The 17,051-nt window shown below is 73.2% G+C and carries 17 protein-coding genes; 8 read left to right on the plus strand and 9 right to left on the minus strand.

The window, feature by feature from the left end:
- Nucleotides 1-10 precede the first annotated feature (10 nt).
- The 3 genes from ACA514_RS31675 (at nt 11) to ACA514_RS31685 (ending at nt 2,598) form a co-directional block, all read left to right on the plus strand.
- Nucleotides 11-787 (plus strand): helix-turn-helix domain-containing protein, encoded by a 777-nt coding sequence (locus tag ACA514_RS31675; RefSeq protein ID WP_375044938.1) that lies wholly within the window; start codon nt 11-13, stop codon nt 785-787.
- Nucleotides 788-897: 110 nt separating this feature from the next.
- The gene (locus ACA514_RS31680; RefSeq protein WP_375044939.1) at nt 898-1,380 is read left to right on the plus strand and encodes a cation:proton antiporter regulatory subunit; all 483 of its coding nucleotides are present in this window, start codon (nt 898-900) and stop codon (nt 1,378-1,380) included.
- Between the two features lie 6 nt (nt 1,381-1,386).
- Nucleotides 1,387-2,598, plus strand: a complete 1,212-nt coding sequence (locus ACA514_RS31685; RefSeq protein WP_375044940.1) for a cation:proton antiporter — start codon at nt 1,387-1,389, stop codon at nt 2,596-2,598.
- A gap of 7 nt (nt 2,599-2,605) precedes the next feature.
- Here ACA514_RS31685 and ACA514_RS31690 read toward each other — a convergent pair whose 3' ends face one another.
- On the minus strand, nt 2,606-3,079 hold the full coding sequence (locus ACA514_RS31690; RefSeq protein WP_375044941.1) for a hypothetical protein: 474 nt from the start codon (nt 3,077-3,079) through the stop codon (nt 2,606-2,608).
- A 195-nt stretch (nt 3,080-3,274) separates the two neighbouring features.
- The gene (locus ACA514_RS31695; protein WP_375044942.1) at nt 3,275-4,909 is read right to left on the minus strand and encodes a cytochrome bc complex cytochrome b subunit; all 1,635 of its coding nucleotides are present in this window, start codon (nt 4,907-4,909) and stop codon (nt 3,275-3,277) included.
- 310 nt (nt 4,910-5,219) lie between these two features.
- Here ACA514_RS31695 and ACA514_RS31700 point away from each other — a divergent pair, with 310 nt between their 5' ends.
- Complete coding sequence (locus tag ACA514_RS31700; RefSeq protein WP_375045053.1) at nt 5,220-6,428, plus strand: helix-turn-helix domain-containing protein; 1,209 nt, start codon at nt 5,220-5,222, stop codon at nt 6,426-6,428.
- 41 nt (nt 6,429-6,469) lie between these two features.
- Here ACA514_RS31700 and ACA514_RS31705 read toward each other — a convergent pair whose 3' ends face one another.
- Nucleotides 6,470-6,700, minus strand: a complete 231-nt coding sequence (locus tag ACA514_RS31705) for a hypothetical protein (RefSeq protein WP_375044943.1) — start codon at nt 6,698-6,700, stop codon at nt 6,470-6,472.
- A 121-nt stretch (nt 6,701-6,821) separates the two neighbouring features.
- Here ACA514_RS31705 and ACA514_RS31710 point away from each other — a divergent pair, with 121 nt between their 5' ends.
- A complete protein-coding gene (locus ACA514_RS31710; RefSeq protein WP_375044944.1) occupies nt 6,822-7,571 on the plus strand; it encodes a GntR family transcriptional regulator in 750 nt (249 codons plus the stop codon).
- A gap of 2 nt (nt 7,572-7,573) precedes the next feature.
- Nucleotides 7,574-8,128 (plus strand): NUDIX domain-containing protein, encoded by a 555-nt coding sequence (locus ACA514_RS31715; protein WP_375044945.1) that lies wholly within the window; start codon nt 7,574-7,576, stop codon nt 8,126-8,128.
- On the opposite strand, the gene ACA514_RS31720 is transcribed toward ACA514_RS31715, so the two are convergent.
- The 3 genes from ACA514_RS31720 to ACA514_RS31730 all read right to left on the minus strand — a co-directional run bounded on the left by ACA514_RS31720 (nt 8,106) and on the right by ACA514_RS31730 (nt 11,450).
- Nucleotides 8,106-9,098 carry an ATP-binding protein gene (locus tag ACA514_RS31720; protein ID WP_375044946.1) on the minus strand — a complete coding sequence of 331 codons (993 nt, stop codon included), beginning with the start codon at nt 9,096-9,098 and terminating at the stop codon, nt 8,106-8,108. The genes ACA514_RS31715 and ACA514_RS31720 overlap by 23 nt on opposite strands.
- A 74-nt stretch (nt 9,099-9,172) precedes the next feature.
- A complete protein-coding gene (locus tag ACA514_RS31725; RefSeq protein ID WP_375044947.1) occupies nt 9,173-9,856 on the minus strand; it encodes a response regulator transcription factor in 684 nt (227 codons plus the stop codon).
- Between the two features lie 124 nt (nt 9,857-9,980).
- On the minus strand, nt 9,981-11,450 hold the full coding sequence (locus tag ACA514_RS31730) for a glutamate--cysteine ligase (protein ID WP_375044948.1): 1,470 nt from the start codon (nt 11,448-11,450) through the stop codon (nt 9,981-9,983).
- Nucleotides 11,451-11,676: 226 nt separating this feature from the next.
- On the opposite strand from ACA514_RS31730, the gene ACA514_RS31735 reads away from it, so the two are divergent.
- A complete protein-coding gene (locus tag ACA514_RS31735; RefSeq protein ID WP_375044949.1) occupies nt 11,677-13,032 on the plus strand; it encodes a sensor histidine kinase in 1,356 nt (451 codons plus the stop codon).
- 79 nt (nt 13,033-13,111) lie between these two features.
- Here ACA514_RS31735 and ACA514_RS31740 read toward each other — a convergent pair whose 3' ends face one another.
- The 3 genes from ACA514_RS31740 to sigE all read right to left on the minus strand — a co-directional run bounded on the left by ACA514_RS31740 (nt 13,112) and on the right by sigE (nt 15,201).
- On the minus strand, nt 13,112-13,660 hold the full coding sequence (locus ACA514_RS31740) for a YceI family protein (RefSeq protein ID WP_375044950.1): 549 nt from the start codon (nt 13,658-13,660) through the stop codon (nt 13,112-13,114).
- 119 nt (nt 13,661-13,779) lie between these two features.
- Complete coding sequence (locus ACA514_RS31745; RefSeq protein WP_375044951.1) at nt 13,780-14,595, minus strand: alpha/beta fold hydrolase; 816 nt, start codon at nt 14,593-14,595, stop codon at nt 13,780-13,782.
- A gap of 75 nt (nt 14,596-14,670) precedes the next feature.
- Nucleotides 14,671-15,201, minus strand: coding sequence for an RNA polymerase sigma factor SigE (gene sigE / locus ACA514_RS31750; protein WP_375045054.1), 531 nt, complete (start codon nt 15,199-15,201; stop codon nt 14,671-14,673).
- 218 nt (nt 15,202-15,419) lie between these two features.
- On the opposite strand from sigE, the gene ACA514_RS31755 reads away from it, so the two are divergent.
- Nucleotides 15,420-16,994 carry an acyl-CoA synthetase gene (locus ACA514_RS31755; RefSeq protein ID WP_375044952.1) on the plus strand — a complete coding sequence of 525 codons (1,575 nt, stop codon included), beginning with the start codon at nt 15,420-15,422 and terminating at the stop codon, nt 16,992-16,994.
- The last annotated feature ends 57 nt before the right edge of the window (nt 16,995-17,051 follow it).

Consider the following 17,051-nt stretch of genomic DNA (forward strand, 5'->3'; position numbering starts at 1 on the left):
GCTGGCCCGCATGACCGCACCGGCACTTCCACGAACGTGCGCTCCCGTGCGGTTGTGGGTCCGGCTCGGGCACGTCGTCTACCTCGGCCCGTCCCTTGGCCTCGGGGCGCATTCCACCGCGGTGGCCTGCCTGGGCGTCGGGCTGGACGCGCCGTTCACCGTCCGCGCCGACGGGCTGCCCGGGCTGGCCGCCCGCAGCTTCCTGTTCCGCGCGAGAGTGCGGCACGAGGTCCGCGACACCGCCGGCCGGATGCTGTTCTGCTTCTTCGACCCGACGTCCGCGCGGATGGCCCGCTGCCTGGGCGGGATGCGGCGCGACACCGGCGGGTTCCGCAGCGACCACCACCGCGAGGCCGACCTGATCGACCTCGCCACCCGGGACGAGGTGGACGTCGAACGGCTGCTGGCGGCGGCGAGCATCCCCGCGCCGCAGGCCCGCGACCCGCGCATCGTGCGCGCGGCGGCCCGGATCCGGGACGACCCGGCGCGCCCGCAGCGCGCGGAGGCCGCCGCCCGCGAGGCGGGGCTGTCCCGGTCCCATTTCCTGCGCACGTTCGCCGACCAGACCGGCACCAGTTTCCGCAGGTACGTGCAGTGGGCGCGGATGCTGCGGGTGGCCGCGGCGTTCGCCGGCGGCCACGACTTCACCCGCGCCGCCGCCGACGCGGGGTTCGCGTCCCCGTCCCATCTCAGCGACACGTTCCGCGGCATGTTCGGGCTCACGCCCACGGCCCTCGCCGCCCTCGATCCCGAACTGCTCCTCGACGACCCCCGCCCGGTCGCCTGAATCCGCGGGGGCGATGATGGCGAGGACCGGCCGCGACCCGCGTGTCCGTTATCTGCGATGATGGCCGGTCTTGCCCGTGACCATGCCGTGACCTGGAAGGACGCACCACCGTGGACGTCGAACGGACCGCCCTGCCCGGGATCGGCCTGCAACACGTCGTGACGACCGGGCGGGGCCGGCAGCTCGGCATCATCTCGCACCGGTCCGGCCGCCGCGACCTCGTCGTCTACGACCGCGACGACCCCGACAGCTGCGTCGCGACGGTCGCGCTGACCGCCGAGGAGGCCAACGCGATCGCGGAGCTGCTCGGCACCGGGCGGATCGTCGAGCACCTCGCCGAACTGCACCGGCAGGTCGAGGGCCTGGTCACCGAGCAGCTCCCGATCGCGGCGGGCTCGCCCTACGTCGGCCGGCCGCTCGGCGACACGCACGCCCGCACCCGGACCAGCGCGTCCATCGTCGCGGTGGTCCGCGAGGGGCAGGTGTTCGCCAGCCCCCGGCCCGACTTCGTGTTCGCCGCCGGGGACGTGGTGGTGGTCGTCGGGACGGGCGAGGGCACGGCGGCCGTCGCCGCGATCCTCGCCGACGGCTGACCCCGCATGGAGTCGGCCGTCCAGCTCATCGAACTCGGCGCGATCATCCTGGCCCTCGGCATGCTCGGCGCCGTGTCCGTCCGCTTCTCCATCTCCCCGATCCCGCTCTACCTCATTGCCGGCCTGGCGTTCGGGTCCGGCGGCGTCTACCCGCTCACGACCAGCGAGGACTTCGTGTCCATCGGCGCCGAGGTCGGCGTCATCCTGCTGCTGTTCACGCTCGGCCTGGAGTACACCGCCGACGAGCTGGTCGGCACGCTGCGCACGTCCGCGCCCGTCGGGCTCGCCGACATGGCGCTGAACGCGGCGCCCGGCGTCGCGGCGGCGCTGCTGCTCGGCTGGGGACCGGTCGCCGCGGTCGCGATGGGCGGCATCACCTACGTCACCTCGTCCGGCATCACCGCGAAGGTGATCGGCGACCTCGGCTGGCTCGGCAACCGCGAGACGCCCGCGCTGCTGTCGGTGCTGGTGTTCGAGGACCTCGCGATGGCCGCCTACCTGCCCATCCTCACGGCGCTGCTCGCCGGGGCGGGGCTGGTCGGCGGGGCGGTCGCGCTGGCGGTCGCCGCCGCCACGATCGCGGTGATCCTGTTCGTCGCGCTGCGGCACGGCGCCTGGGTGGAGCGGTTCGTCTCGTCCCCCAGCGAGGAGGTGCTCCTGCTGAAGGTGCTCGGCCTGACGCTGCTGGTCGCCGGGATCGCCCAGCAGTTGCAGGTGTCCGCGGCCGTTGGAGCGTTCCTGGTCGGCATCGCGCTGTCGGGGTCGCTGGCGCACACCGCCCACAAGCTCCTGACGCCGCTGCGCGACCTGTTCGCCGCCGTGTTCTTCGTCTTCTTCGGCCTCCACACCGACCCGTCCGACCTGCCCCCGGTCCTCGGCATCGCCGCGCTGCTCGCCGCGATCGGCATCGCCACCAAGCTCGCCACCGGCTGGTTCGCCGCCCGCCGCGCCGGCGTCGCCGCCACCGGACGGCTGCGGGCCGGCGTCGCGCTGGTCCCGCGCGGCGAGTTCAACATCGTCATCGCCGGGCTCGCGGTCAGCGCCGGCACCAACGCCCGCCTCGGCCCCCTGGCCGCCGCCTACGTCCTCATCCTCGCGGTGGCCGGGCCCGTCCTGGCCCGCGGCGTCGAACCCCTGACCCGCACCGTCCGCACCCGCCGCGCCGCCCGCCGCATCCCCCAAACCGACGAAGACGTCCCCGTCCCGCCGACCCGTTGACCGCCGGTCAGTTCCCGCCGTACCAGCGGCGCACGTCACCGGACGACAGGAGGCGGCCCGCCGCGAGCAGCAGCCCGCCCGACAGCACGCCCGGCGCGAAGTACACCAGACCGGACGCGTCGAGCCCGGTCCTGACGGCCAGCGCGCCGAACGCGACCATGCCTGCGAGGAACACCCAACCCAGCGCGGTGGCGATGAACTGGACGTAGACCCACGCCTTGGGGCCGCCCCACCAGCCGCGGACCAGCAGCGCCAGCACGGCGACGACCCAGAACACGACCCACAGCAGCGTCGTCGTCGCGGACTCGTGCCGGCCGGCGGACGTCCGCCGCCCCGCGGTGGCGGACCACAGGCCGACTCCGCCCACCGCCAGCCACCAGGCGATCAGCACGCCGTAGGCGGCGTGCAGCCGCGCGGGACGGTGCTCGGACCACGTCCGCGACCGTGGCGGCGGCGCCTTGAACCGGCCGGACGACAACATGCCGGTACCCTACGACCCCGCCCCGCCCGACACGGGCGGCCCCACCCTGAGGAGGGCCGCGCAGGCGGTCGTCCGGGGCAAGGCGGGCTGACCGCGGCCGGAAGCGGCCGGGTTCCACGTGCCCGCTCGGGCCACGCGGGCGGGCCGCCGGGGTTGCCGGGGCCCGCCGCACGCGGGCACACCCACCGCGGGGTCTCATGGGTCGATCGCGGGATGCTCCTCCTCGTGCCGGGTGGAGCCGTCCGCGCGGTCCGGTTTGCCGAGGTCGTGGATGAAGTACCGGTTGAGTGCGACGCGGACGCGGCCGGCGGGGGACCGCGTGTCCGGCGGGGTGACGCCCTTGGTGTCGGGGCGGGTCAAGGGGACGGCGGCGGGCGGGCGGTCGTCGGTGATCGGTGCGGTCTCCTCGGCCGGGAGGTGCCGTTCGACCTCGATGTACTCGCCGTCCGGGAGCCGCCGGATGACGCCGGTCTCCAGGCCGTGCCGGACGAGGCCGAGGTCGCGGTGCTGCAGGCCGAGGCAGACGCGGTAGGCGAACACGTAGGCCAGGACGGGGCCGAGGATGATCGCGCAGCGGAAGAACCAGGTCGTCCAGAACAGCGGGATGTCGAAGCGGTCGGCGATGACGTCGTTGCCGCCGGCGGCCCACAGCACGCCGTAGAAGACGACGCCGCCGGCGCCGATGCCGGTGCGCGCGGGGACGTCGCGGGGCCGGTCGAGCAGGTGGTGGACGCGGTGGTCGCCGGTGACCCAGCGTTCCAGGAAGGGGTAGGCGGCGAGGCCGGTGAACAGCAGGCCGGGCACGCCGAGGGCGGGGACGAGGACGCTCATCGGCACCGTGTGGCCCCAGGCGTTGATCTCCCAAGCCGGCATCATCCGCAGCGCGCCCTCCAGCCAGCCCATGTACCAGTCGGGCTGGGAGCCGGAGCTGATGGCGCCCGGGTCGTACGGGCCGAACAGCCAGATCGGGTTGATCTGGAAGAACGCCGCGAGCAGGGCGGTGACGCCGAAGACCCACAGGAAGTACGCGGTGGTCTTCCCGATGAAGACGGGGAAGAACGGGTAGCCGCGGACGGTGGTGTTGGTGCTGCCCTTGCCCGGGAACTGGGTGTGCGTCTGCCGCCAGGTCAGCACGACGGCGTGCAGCGGGATCAGCGCGAGCAGGATCCCCGGGATCAGCAGGATGTGGACGATGTAGAGGCGCGGGATGATGTCGGTGCCGGGGAACTCGCCGCCGAACACGAACATCACCAGGTACGACCCGGCGATCGGGACCGAGGCGAGGACGCCTTCCAGGATGCGGATGCCGGTGCCGGAGAGCAGGTCGTCCGGCAGCGAGTAGCCGAACAGGCCGTTGACCATCACCAGCATGAACAGCACGATCCCGATGAGCCAGTTCAGCTCGCGGGGCTTGCGGAACGCGCCGGTGAAGAAGTTGCGCAGCAGGTGGACGGCGATGGCCGCCATGAAGATGTCGGTCGCCCAGTGGTGGATCTGCCGCATGAGCAGCCCGCCGCGCACGTCGAAGGAGATGCGCAGCGCCGAGGCGTACGCCTCGCTCATCCGGACGCCCTTCAGCGGCCCGTACGACCCGTCGTAGACCGTCTCGTTCGCGCTCGGGACGAAGAACAGGGTGAGGAACACCCCGGTCAGCACGATGACGAGGAACGAGTACATCGCGATCTCGCCGAGCAGGAAGCTCCAGTGGTCGGGGAACGCCTTGCGGAGCGCCTTGCGCGCGAAGACGGCGCCGCCGAAACGCTCGTCGACGGCCCTGCCGGTGGCGGCGAGCGCCTTCGGCGGGGCGGGGTCGGCCGGGGTCTCGGGCATGCGACCACCTCGCACATGCTGGTCCGTGCCCTCACTGTCGCACCGGACGGGCGGTCAGGCCAGAGGTGCGCCGACTGTGGACATCTCTCGAACCGTCCGGCCGAACCTGGTCGTATCTCGACCTAGACTTTGCGCCCAGGCACGCCACGGGTCATGATTTGCCCCACACGAGTCCCATAAGTAAGTAATTACCCCGTGTGTACGGCGCGCAACGCAGGGGGACGAGCGGCGGGGAGGTTCCGTGTCGGACGATGGTTCGACCACGTACGGGCGCCCCTGGGCGGACCTGCCCAGGGAACTGGCGGATCACATGCGGCCGCACCTCGACGAGGTCGCGGACGACATGATCCAGGAGATCCAGACCAAGGTCCGCGAGTACGACCGGCCCGGCGACGGGTCCTACTCCGGGACGCTCCGCCAGGCCGTCGAGCGCGTGCTGCACTATTTCGTCGACCGGGTGGCCGATCCCGGCCACGAGCCCGCCTCGGTCACCGACTTCTTCCGCGCCATCGGCCGCGGCGAGGCCGGCGAGGGCCGCAGCCTGGACGCGATGCAGTCCGCGATGCGGGTCGGCGGCATGGTCGCCTGGCGGCGGATTACCGAGGGCGCCGAGGCGCAGCAGGTCTCGCCGCGCACCCTCGGCGCCGTCGGCGAGGCGCTGATGCAGTTCCAGGACGAGCTGGCGAAGGCCGCCGCCGAGGGGTTCTCGCAGGCCAAGGCCGCCGTCGCGGGCGAGATGCAGCGCCGCCGCAAGCGCCTGCTGGACCTGCTGTTCGCCGACCCGCCCGCCGCCCAGGAGGCCATCGCCGACCTCGCCGCCGCCGCGCACTGGCCGCTGCCGCGCACCATCGCCGCCGTCGCGCTCGGCCGCCCCGCCCAGGAGTCGCGGCAGCCCGCGTTCCCGCCGGACGTCCTCGCCGACCTGACCCGCCGCACCCCCAGCCTGATCATCCCCGACCCGGACGGCCCCGGCCGCGCCAAGCTCGTCGACCGCGCCCTGTCGGGGAGCCTCGCCGTCGTCGGCCCGACCGTCCCGCTGATGGAGGCGGCCCGGTCGATCCAGTGGGCGCGCAAGACGCTCTGCCTCGTCCAGCGCGGCGTCATCGAGGCCCACGACGGCGTGATCCGCAGCGTCGAGCACATGTCCACGCTGATCCTGTTCCAGGACGAGGGGCTCATCACCTCCCTCGCCGACCTGCGCCTCGCGCCGCTGTCGCACTTGCGCGCCAGCCAGCAGGACCGGCTGGCCGAGACGCTGCTGGCGTGGCTCCAGTCCGGCCGCAACGCCAACGAGGTGGCGCTGCGCCTGCACGTGCACCCGCAGACCGTCCGGTACCGGCTGCGCCAGCTGGAGGAGCTGTTCGGCGACCAGCTCCTCGACCCGGACCTGCGCTTCGATCTGGAGATCGTGCTGCGCGCCCGGGCGCTGCTGGCCGACAACGCGGGCGAGCGGATCATCCCGCAGGCCCGGGAGGCGGTCGGCGACAGCGGCGAGGTCGTCAGCTTCCGCCGCACCTGACCCTCCGGCCCGCGGGCGGCCTGAGCCGGGATCGCCTCGGTTCAGCCGCCGAACGGGACGCCGGCGCGGAGGCGTTCGGCGGTGGCGACGCGCTCGGCGAGGCGGGTCTGCGCGTCGCACAGCAGCCACAGCTCGCCCTCGTCCAGCGCGGTGATCTCCTCCAGGCAGCCGTTGAGCAGCTGGTAGTCCGACAACGGGGTGACCCGGGTGGCCCTCAGCCCGCGCTCCGAGCGTTCGCCGTGCCAGCCGGGCATGCAGGTGATCAGCGACATCGACGCGGACTCCTTGGTCGGCCTATGGTAGGTCTACCCTAGGCCGACCGGCAGCGCTCCCGCGCCGGGTTCGGCACAATGCCTGCGAGGCTTCCCGGCAGGCAGCAGAGAAGGATCCGGTATGCCGCGTCCCCCCACCAAGGCCCAGGCGATCACCAGCGCCCTGGCCGCCCGCATCGTCGAGGGCGAGCTGGAGCCGGGCGCCTGGCTGCCGTCCGAGCGCGACCTCGCCCGCGCGTTCGGCGCCGACCGCTCGACGGTCCGGCGCGCGCTGCGGATGCTCGCCGAGCAGGGGCTGGTCGAGCCGCGGCAGGGCGCCGGCGTCCAGGTCCGGACGGCCCCGCCGGTGCGGCGCGCCGCGTCCGACATCACCCGGCAGGTCGGCGCCTGGCGCGGCTTCCACGTGTCCGCGCAGAAGGACGGCCGCCGCCCGTTCACCCGCACCACCGTCGCCGAGGTCGAGGCCGGCGAGCGGCTCGCGCGGCACCTGGACGTCCCGCCGGGCACGCGGGTGCTGGAGCGGGCGCGCGTCCAGGGCGTCGAGGGCGAGCCGCCCGTGCAGACCGCCACCACCTGGGTGATCCTCGACATCGTCGACGCGATCCCCCGGCTGCGCGAGATCGACACCGGGCCGGGCGGCATCTACTCGCGGCTGGAGGAGGCGGGGCACCGCGTCGCCTTCGAGGAGACCGTCACCTGCCGGCTGCCCCGCCCCGACGAGCAGGACACGCTGCGCATCGGCCCCGAGCAGCCCGTCCTCACGCTGTGGCGGCGCGGCACCGACGCCGGCGGCCGCGTCGTCGAGGTCACCCACCGCGTCGTGGTGGGCGACCGGCACGAACTCGTCTACCGCTACGGCCCGGGAGCCTGAAGATGAGCGAAGAGCACGAGCCCGCCGTCCGCCGCGTCGGCTCGCGGGTCGTCTACGAGAACCCGTGGATGCTCGTCCGCGAGGACGAGGTCGAGCGCCTGGACGGCTCGCGCGGCATCTACGGCATCATCGAGAAACCCGACTTCGCGCTGGTCATCCCGGTCGAGGGCGACGGCTTCCACATGGTCGAGGAGTTCCGGTACCCGATCGGGAAGCGCACCTGGAGCTTCCCGCAGGGCTCGCTGCCGGACCGGCGGAGCGCCGAACCCGAGGAGCTCGCCCGCATCGAGCTCGCCCAGGAGACCGGTCTGCGCGCCGGCGCCCTCACCCACCTCGGCCACCTGAACTGCTCGCACGGGACGAGCGGCCAGGGCTTCGACGTCTTCCTCGCCACCGGCCTCAAGGCGGGCGAGGCCGACCGCGAGCCCGAGGAGCAGGACATGCGGCAGCGCTGGGTGCCGCGCGCCGAGTTCGCCGCGATGATCCGCGACGGCCGCGTCACCGACGACTCCACGGTCGCCGCGTTCACCCTCCTCACCCTCCACGAACAGGCCTGACCCCGGCGCCGGGCAGGACGACGCGGATGCGGCAGCCCTCGGCCGTGTCCAGGACGGTGATGTCGCCGCCGTGCAGCTCCGTCGCCCAGTTGGCGATGGCGAGGCCGAGGCCCGTCCCGCCGCCGGACGTCCCGGCCTGGCCGCCGGCCGCGCCGCGCGAGAACCGCTCGAACACCCGCGCCCGCTCCTCCGGCGGGATGCCCGGCCCCTCGTCGGCGACCTCGATGACCAGCCCGCCGGGCCCCGGGCCCGGCCGCGCCGTCACCGTCACCGGACGGCCCGCCGGGCCGTGCCTCACCGCGTTGTCCAGCAGGTTCGCGACGACCTGGTGCAGCCGGTCGCGGTCGGCGGTCGCGTGCAGGCCCGGCGCGACGTCCGCCTCGAACAGCGCGTCCGGGTGGCCCGCCGCGGCCTCCGCCGTCACGTCGCCGACGAACGCCGCCACGTCGAGTTCGTCCAGGTCGAGCACCGCCGCGCCCGCCTCCACCCGCGACAGGTCCAGCAACTGCGTGACGAGCCGGCCGAGCCGCTCGGTCTGGTCGAGCGCCGACTCCAGGACGTCCGGCGTCGCGGGCGTGACGCCGTCGGCCACGTTCTCCAGCACCGCCCGCAGCGCGCTGATCGGCGTCCGCAGCTCGTGCGAGACGTTCGCGACGAACTCGCGGCGCTGCCGGTCGACCTCCGCCAGGTCGGCGGCCATCCGGTTGAACGCCTGCGCCAGCTCGCCGACCTCGTCCCGCGACGTGGCCCGCACCCGCCGGCTGTAGTCGCCGCGCGCCATCGCCCGCGCTGCCGCCGTCATCTCCCGCAGCGGCGCCGTCATCCCGTGCGCGAGCAGCTGGATCACCACCAGCGAGATCAGCACGCCGACCGGCATCGTCTGCCGCGCCCGGAACCCGAGCGGATACCCCCACAGCACGATCAGCACCGCAACGCACGCCGTCACGACCACCACGACGCCGAACTTCACCTTGATCGACCGTAGCGGGTCCAGGGGCCGCGGCCACCTTGTCCACAGCCTGTGGATAACTCGCGCGTCGGTGCTCACCGTACGACCTCCAGGCTGTACCCCACCCCGTGCACCGTGCGGATGAGCCCCTGCCCGAGCTTGCGGCGCAGCGCCTTCACATGGCTGTCGACGACCCGCGTCCCGGACGCGTCCGACCAGTCCCACACCTGCTCCAGCAGGACGGCGCGCGTCAGCACCGCCCCCCGGTTCCGGACCAGGCACGCGAGCAGGTCGAACTCCGTCGGCGTCAGATGCACCTCGCGCCCGTCCCGCCGGACGCGCCGCGCCCGCTGATCGACCTCCACGGGCCCCGCCCGCAACGGACCCTGCCCCACCGCCTCGACGCCCGGCCGCTCGACGCGCCGCAGCACCGCCCGGATCCGCGCGACCAGCTCCCGCATGCTGAACGGCTTCGTCACGTAGTCGTCGGCGCCGACGCCGAGCCCGACGAGCAGGTCCGTCTCGTCGTCGCGCGCCGTCAGCATCAATACCGGCACCGCGCGTTCCGCCTGCACGCGCCGGCACACCTCCAGGCCGTCGAACCCGGGCAGCATCACGTCCAGCACGACGAGGTGCGGCTCGTACGCGCGCGCCCGCTCCACGGCGGACGGCCCGTCGGCCGCCGTCTCCACCGCGAACCCCTCGGCCGCCAGCCGGTCCGCCACCGCCCGCGCGATCGTCGGCTCGTCCTCCACCACCAGGATCCGCGTCTCACTCACACGCGCACTCTAGGCACGCGGAACGACCACACCGTGCCCGACATGTGCAGATCCTGTGTTCATCCAGGGGGCGACCCCCTGGAACCCCCGTCACGGTCGACAGGCCGACCCTGGGGCGCGGGTGTCACCACAGGTGCACGGGGGCGTTGGAGCGCATGTTCTCGACGTAGCGGCGGGTCATGAGGCGGAGGGCCTCGTGGCGCGGGGCGGCGGTGGACTCCTCGATGGAGGCCACGGTGGCGATCTGCCACGCGGCGCCGGTCTGGCCGGTGACGCAGCGGCGCTCGATGATGCCGAGGAGCCGGTCGCGGCGGGCCGGGTCGACGCCCCACCGGTCGAGGCCCTCGTGGGCGAGCGGGAGCAGCTTGCGGAGGATGAGCTCGGAGGCGGGGACCTCGCCGACGCCGGGCCAGTAGAGGGTGGAGTCGAGGCCGTCGCGGGCGGCGCGGTGCAGGTTCTCCTCGGCGGTGTTGAAGGACATCCGCGTCCAGACGGGCCGGTCCTGCTCGGCGAGCATGCGGACGACGCCGTAGTAGAAGGCGCCGTTGGCGACGACGTCGGCGACGGACGGCCCGGCGGGCAGGACGCGGTTCTCGATGCGCAGGTGCGGGCGGCCCTTGACGACGGCGTAGATCGGGCGGTTCCAGCGGTAGATGGTGCCGTTGTGCAGGGTCAGCTCGCCCAGTTCGGGGATGCCGCCGTCGTCGAGGACCGCGAGGGGGTCCTCGTCGTCGCACAGCGGCAGGAGCGAGGGGAAGTAGCGGGTGTTCTCCTCGAACAGGTCGAAGACGGAGGTGATCCAGCGTTCGCCGAACCACACGCGGGGCCGGACGCCCTGGGTCTTCAGCTCGTCGGGGCGGGTGTCGGTGGCCTGCTCGAACAGGGTGATGCGGGTCTCCTGCCAGAGCCGGTGCCCGAACAGGAAGGGCGAGTTGGCGGCCATGGCGACCTGCGCGCCGGCGACGGCCTGCGCGGCGTTCCAGTAGGCGCCGAACTCGTCGGGGCTGACCTGGAGGTGGAACTGGACGCTCGTGCAGGCGGCCTCGGGGAGGATGGTGTCGGTGTGCATGCGCAGCGGCTCGGGGCCGTCGATCTCGATGTGCATCTCCTCGCCGCGCGCGCGGAAGATCTGGTCGTTGAGCATCTTGTAGCGGGCGTTGGAGGAGAGCGTCTCCTCGCCGATGTCGCTGCGCCGCAGGGTCGGGAGCACCCCGATCATGATGAGTTCGCCGCCGACCTCGCCGGCCCGGACCTCGGCGTGCCCGAGGTGGTCGCGGACCTCGGCCTCCAGCTCGCCGGTGCCCTCGCCGCCCAGCTCGCGCGGCGGGATGTTGATCTCCAGGTTGAACTGGCCGAGCTCGGTGTCCCAGGCCGGGTCGGCGATGGCCTTCAGCACGTCGGCGTTGCGCATCAGCGGGTCGCCGAGCTCGTCGATCAGGTTGAGCTCGATCTCCAGGCCGATGTGCGGGCGTTCGAAGTCGAACTGGGATTCGCCCAGCATGCGGGCCAGTACGTCCAGGCACCTGCGGACCTTGTCGCGGTAGCGCCGGCGGTCCTCGCCGCTGATGGTGACCGAGGCCACGTCCCTGCCCATGTGTCCGTCCCTGTGCTCCAGAGGAACCGTCATAAAACGGGATGTCCCGGCAGAGGGGGCTGAAAACCCGGCCGGTGGTTTCGGGCCACGTTTAGTGACTGGCCGGTAACCTGTGTCGGCCACCGGGGGTCTCGTGACACTCTGTGATGGACGGCGAGGCCCACCGTCGCCGCCGGGCACGGCGGCGCACCCCCCGGGCGGCGCCGCGCGACGGACGGAGCGGCCCATGCGGATGCGCCCCCGGTCCATCAGGGCCAGGGACACCCTCGTCGCCGCCGTCATCGCCGCCCTCGTCTGGGGCGTCACCGCGGTCGGCATCGACGTCGCCGTCCGCACGATCGTCAAGTCCGACCTGCTGCGGAGCACCCAGGTGGTCGCGCGGCGGGTCAGCGGCGGCGTCCGCGACGGCACGCTGCGCGGCCCGATCCCCGACGACACCGGCGGCCGCATGCTGGTGCAGGTCGTCGAGCCGGGCTGGCGCGTACGGGAGGCCACGCCGGCGGCGGCGGGACGTCCGCCGGTCAGCCGGCTCTGGCCGTCCGCCGGCCTTCGGGTGCGCGACTACACCGAGTGCCGGGGCCGCTGGCCGAACCGGCGGTGCCATGTCGCCGAGGCGATCCGCGCCACCACCGCGCCCGACTCGGTGGTGGTGTACGCGCTGGAGCCGGTGCCGTCCTACCTGGTCAACGGGCTGCTGGAGGGGGTGCTCGCGGCCGCTGTCGCGGCTCTCGCCGGGCTCGCGGCCCGGATCACCTGGCGGGTCGTCGGCCGCACGCTCGCCCCCGTCGAGGCGATCCGCGCCCAGCTCGCCGAGATCAGCGCCACCGACCTCAGCCGCCGGGTGCCCGAGACGGCCGGCGAGGACGAGATCGCCCAGCTCGCCCGCACCGCCAACGCGACGCTCGACCGGCTGGAGTCGGCGGTCGGGCGGCAGCGCCAGTTCGCCTCGGACGCCTCGCACGAGCTGCGCACCCCGATCGCGGGCCTGCGCGCCAACCTCGAGGACGCCTCGATGCACCCCGAGGACAACGACCTGCCCGCCGTCGTGGAGCAGGCGCTGCGCGACACCGACCGGCTGGAGTCCATCGTCACCGACCTGCTGCTGCTCGCCCGGATCGGGACGGGCGGGACGGTCGCGCAGGAGCCGATCGACCTGTCGGCGCTGGCCGCCGCCGAGCTCGGCCGCCGCACCTTCCAGGTGAAGATCGAGAAGGAGCTCGCGGACGGGGTGACGGTGCGCGGGGTGCGGATGCAGCTCGTCCGGCTGCTGGGCAACCTGCTGGACAACGCCGAGCGGTACGCCGACCGGGTCATCGCCGTGGAGACGTTCCCGGACCACGACCACGTGCTGCTCACCGTGACCGACGACGGCGTCGGCATCGCCCCGCCGGACCGAGAGCGCGTCTTCGAGCGCTTCACCCGGCTGGACTCCGCGCGCAGCCGCGGCGCCGGGGGCACCGGCCTGGGGCTGGCCATCGCCCGCGAGATCGCGCAGGCGCACGGCGGCACGCTGCGCGTCGAGGACGACCCGCGCGGCGCCCGGTTCGTCCTGCGCCTGCCCCTCGCCCCGCCCGAGGCATAGGGAAAGGGCCGTCCCCCCATGGTGAACGGCCCTTTCCCGGGCCGGCGCCCGTGCGGGGCGGGTGCCGGGGAGGAAGTCCTCAGGCGCGGACGGCCTGGATCTCCAGCTGGAGGTCGACCTTGTCGCCCAGCAGAGCGCCCTCGCCCTTCAGGGGCACGTTGAACTCGATGCCCCAGTCCTTGCGGTTGATCGTGGTCCCGGCGGAGAACCCGGCGCGGGTGCCGCCCCACGGGTCCTCGGCGACGCCGTTGAACTCGACCGTGAGGGAGACCGGGCGGGTGATCCCGCGGATGGTCAGGTCGCCGTCCAGGTAGTACTCGCCGCCCTCGGTGCGCACGCCGGTGGCGTTGAAGGTCATGGTCGGGTGGTTCTCGACGTCCAGCACGTCCGCCTGCCGCACGTGCGCGTCGCGGTCGGCGTTGCGGGTGTCGATCGAGGCCATCTTGATCTCGGCGGTCGCGGACGAGCCGGCGAGGTCGTCGGCGATCTGCACGGCGCCGGAGAACTCGGTGAAGGAGCCGCGCACCTTGGTCATCAGGTGCCGGATCGTGAAGGTGACCTCGGAGTGGGTCGGGTCGATGTTCCAGGTGCCGGTGGTCAGGCCCGGGGCGACGGTGGCGATGCTCATTGACGTCTCCAGTGCGTAGGTGCTTGAAACTTCAACGACTATGTCGAGGTTAGTTGAAAGCTCAAACACATGTCAACCGTCCCTTGTTCCCGGCCGCGTGAAGGCCGGCCCTAGCGGCCCTAGGACGCGGCGGCCTCCGGGCGGGCGCCGATGAGCGGGTGGGCGCTGCCGTCCAGCAGGACGCGGGCGACCTGCGGCGGGTCGTCGGACATGGGGACGTGGCCGCAGCCCTCCAGCCAGACGAACCGGGCGTGCGGGAGGCGGCGCTGGGCGCGGACGGCCTGGCCGCGCAGCAGCAGGCGGTCCTTGGTGCCCCAGCCGATGGTGACGGGGACGTCCGCGCAGGAGCCGGCGAAGCGGGTGGTGCGGCCCGCGCGGAGGGTGGGCGCGAAGCCCGCGGCGTCGCGCAGGGCGCGGGCGTCACCGGCGAGGGCCGCCGCGTCCATCAGGTCGGGACGGCCGTAGATCATGCCGAACATGGCCGTGCGGCGGCGCGGGGAGCGGGCCAGCGCGGCGAGGAGGCCGTCGGGGACGCGGGCCGCGAGCCGGGACGCGCGCAGCACCGAGGCCGCGTAGCGCAGCTCGGCGGCGTTGAAGAAGCCGGCCGGGGACAGCGCCGTCGCGGAGCTGACCAGGCCGCGGTCGGCGGCCTCCAGGGCGAACAGGCCGCCGAGGGAGTTGCCCGCGATGTGCGGCCGGTCCAGGCCGAGCTCGGCGAACGCCCCGGCGAGGACGGTGAGGGCGGAGTCGAGGGTGTAGGGGGTGCCGGCGGGCAGCGGCGGGGACTCCCCGAAGCCGGGCAGGTCGACGGCGATGACGTCGCGTTCGGCGGCGAGCAGGTCCATGACGGGGGACCAGCCCTGCCGGCGGTGGCCGATGCCGTGCAGCAGGACCAGCGGCGGGCCTTCGCCGCGGCGGTCGAAGACGATGTCCACGCGGCGAGGGTAGGCCTGAAGTTACTCGCGGGTCACTAGTGATGCTCGTCACGTGCCCGCCGCCGGGCGGCGCGGTCAGGTCGGCGTCACCTCGGCCGGCCGGCGGTGCTCCAGCGCGATGCGCAGCTGGGCGCGGCCCCGGTGGATGCGGGAGCGGACGGTGCCGAGCTTCACCCCGAGGGACGCGGAGATCTCCTCGTAGGTGAGGCCCTCGATGTCGCAGAGCACGACGGCGGCGCGGTACTCGGGGGCGAGGCCGTCCAGGGCCTTCTGGATGTCGGCGTCGAGGTGGCGCTCGTCGTAGGACTGGGCCGGGCTCGGCTCGCGGCCCTGGAGCCGCTCGGCGGCGTCGTCGCCGAGCGCGTCGAAGCGGATGCGCTGCTTGCGGCGGGCGCGGTCCAGGAAGAGGTTGGTGGTGATGCGGTGCAGCCAGCCCTCGAACGTGCCGGGACTGTAGGACGACAGCGAGCGGAAGACCCGGATGAACACGTCCTGGGTCAGGTCCTCGGCGTCGTGCCGGTTGCCGGTTAGGCGGTACGCCAGCCGGAACACCCTTGTGGAGTGCTCGGTGACGATCTCCTCCCACGTTGGAGGAGTCCACGCCATCGTGCCTGCGCTCACCACGACCCCCGTCTGATACGAAATCGTTACGGCCAAGCATGCCGGTACCCAGATAAGACCGGTGTAAGAAGCCCCGGCGTGGCCGGATCCGGCGGCGTGTGACTGATCTCATTGGACCGGACGCCAACAGGCATTGAGCCCGTCGCCGGTCGCCGAGGATGATCGGAGGCGTCCCCACCCACCCCGACCTCCGAGGACGTGGCATGGCGCGCAGCTACAACCTGGCCGATCTTCTCGAAATCCTCGCGGCGGCGGGGCCCGAGCGCCCCGCCCTCGTCGCCGGGACCGAGCGGCGCACCTACGCGCAGCTCGACGAGCGGGCGAGCCGGGTCGGCCACCACCTCGCCGCCGCGGGCGTCCGGGCGGGCGAGCACGTCGCGATCCTCGCCTACAACCGGGCGGAGTGGATCGAGGCGATGATCGGCGCCTTCAAGATCAGCGCGGTGCCGATCCCGGTGAACTACCGGTACGTGGCCGCCGAGCTGCACCACGTGCTGTCCGACTCCGACTCGGTCGCGCTCATCGGGGAGCGTTCGCTGCTGGAGAAGGTCGAGGAGATCCGCGGCGACCTGCCGAAGCTGCGGCACGTCGTCGTCCTGGAGGACGGCTCGTCCGCGGACATCCCGGGCGCCGTCGCGTACGAGGAGGCCCTCGCCGGAGCCGGGGGCGGCAACGACTTCCCGGAGCGCTCCAGCGACGACCGCTACATCATGTACACCGGCGGCACCACCGGCTACCCCAAGGGCGTCGAGTGGCGCTGCGAGGACATCTTCTTCGGCGCGCTCGGCGGCGGCAACGCCCTCGGCGACCCGATCACCAGCCCCGAGGCGCTCGCGGCGAACGCCGAGCAGCCGTCGATGGCCGTGCTCGACTGCGCGCCGGTCATGCACGGCGCCGGCCAGTGGGTCGCGTTCATGGGCCTGTTCACCGGCGCGAAGGTCGTCCTGTACACCGACCACGCGTTCGACGCCGAGAAGGCGCTGGCGCTGCTCGCCGAGGAGCAGGCGAACGTGCTGATGCTGGTCGGCGACGTGATGGCGCGCCCGGTGGCGCAGGCCCTGGCGTCCGGCGAGCACGACACGTCGTCGCTGATGGCGATCGCCTCGGGCGGCGCGCCGCTCACCGAGGGCGCCAAGACGGCCCTCCAGGAGCACCTGCCGAACGTCATGTTCCTCGACAACTACGGCGCGTCCGAGACCGGCGCGTGCGGGCCGTCCGTCGACGCCAAGGAGGGCACCGCCCGGTTCATGATGAAGCCGGGCATCACGGTCCTGGACGACGACCTGAAGGTGGTCGAGCCCGGCCGGATCGGCAAGCTCGCGCGCAGCGGGCACATCCCGATCGGCTACTACAACGACCCGCAGAAGACCGCGTCGACGTTCTTCACCGACGCGGACGGCACCCGCTGGTCCATCCCCGGCGACTTCGCGAGCCTGGAGGAGGACGGCACGATCACCCTGCTCGGCCGCGGCTCCCTCATGATCAACACCGGCGGCGAGAAGGTGTACCCGGAGGAGGTCGAGGTCGCGCTGAAGGACCACCCGGACGTCTACGACGCGGTCGTCGTCGGCCTGCCGGACGAGCGGTTCGGGCAGCGCGTCGCCGCCGTCGTCGCGCCGCGCCCCGGCGCGGCGATCTCGCTGGACGAGCTGGCCGAGCACTGCCGCGGCCGCCTCGCCGGCTACAAACTGCCGCGCGAGCTCAAGGTGGTCGACGAGGTGCAGCGCACCGCCGTCGGAAAGTCGGACTACAAGTGGGCGAAATCCGTCTTTGCCTAACCCTTTCCGGAGAACGCCGCCGGCGCCACCAGCGACGCGCCGGGAAGCGGTCAAGAA

The organism is Actinomadura sp. NTSP31 (genome assembly GCF_041951385.1).
Taxonomy (GTDB): Bacteria; Actinomycetota; Actinomycetes; order Streptosporangiales; family Streptosporangiaceae; genus Spirillospora; species Spirillospora napierensis.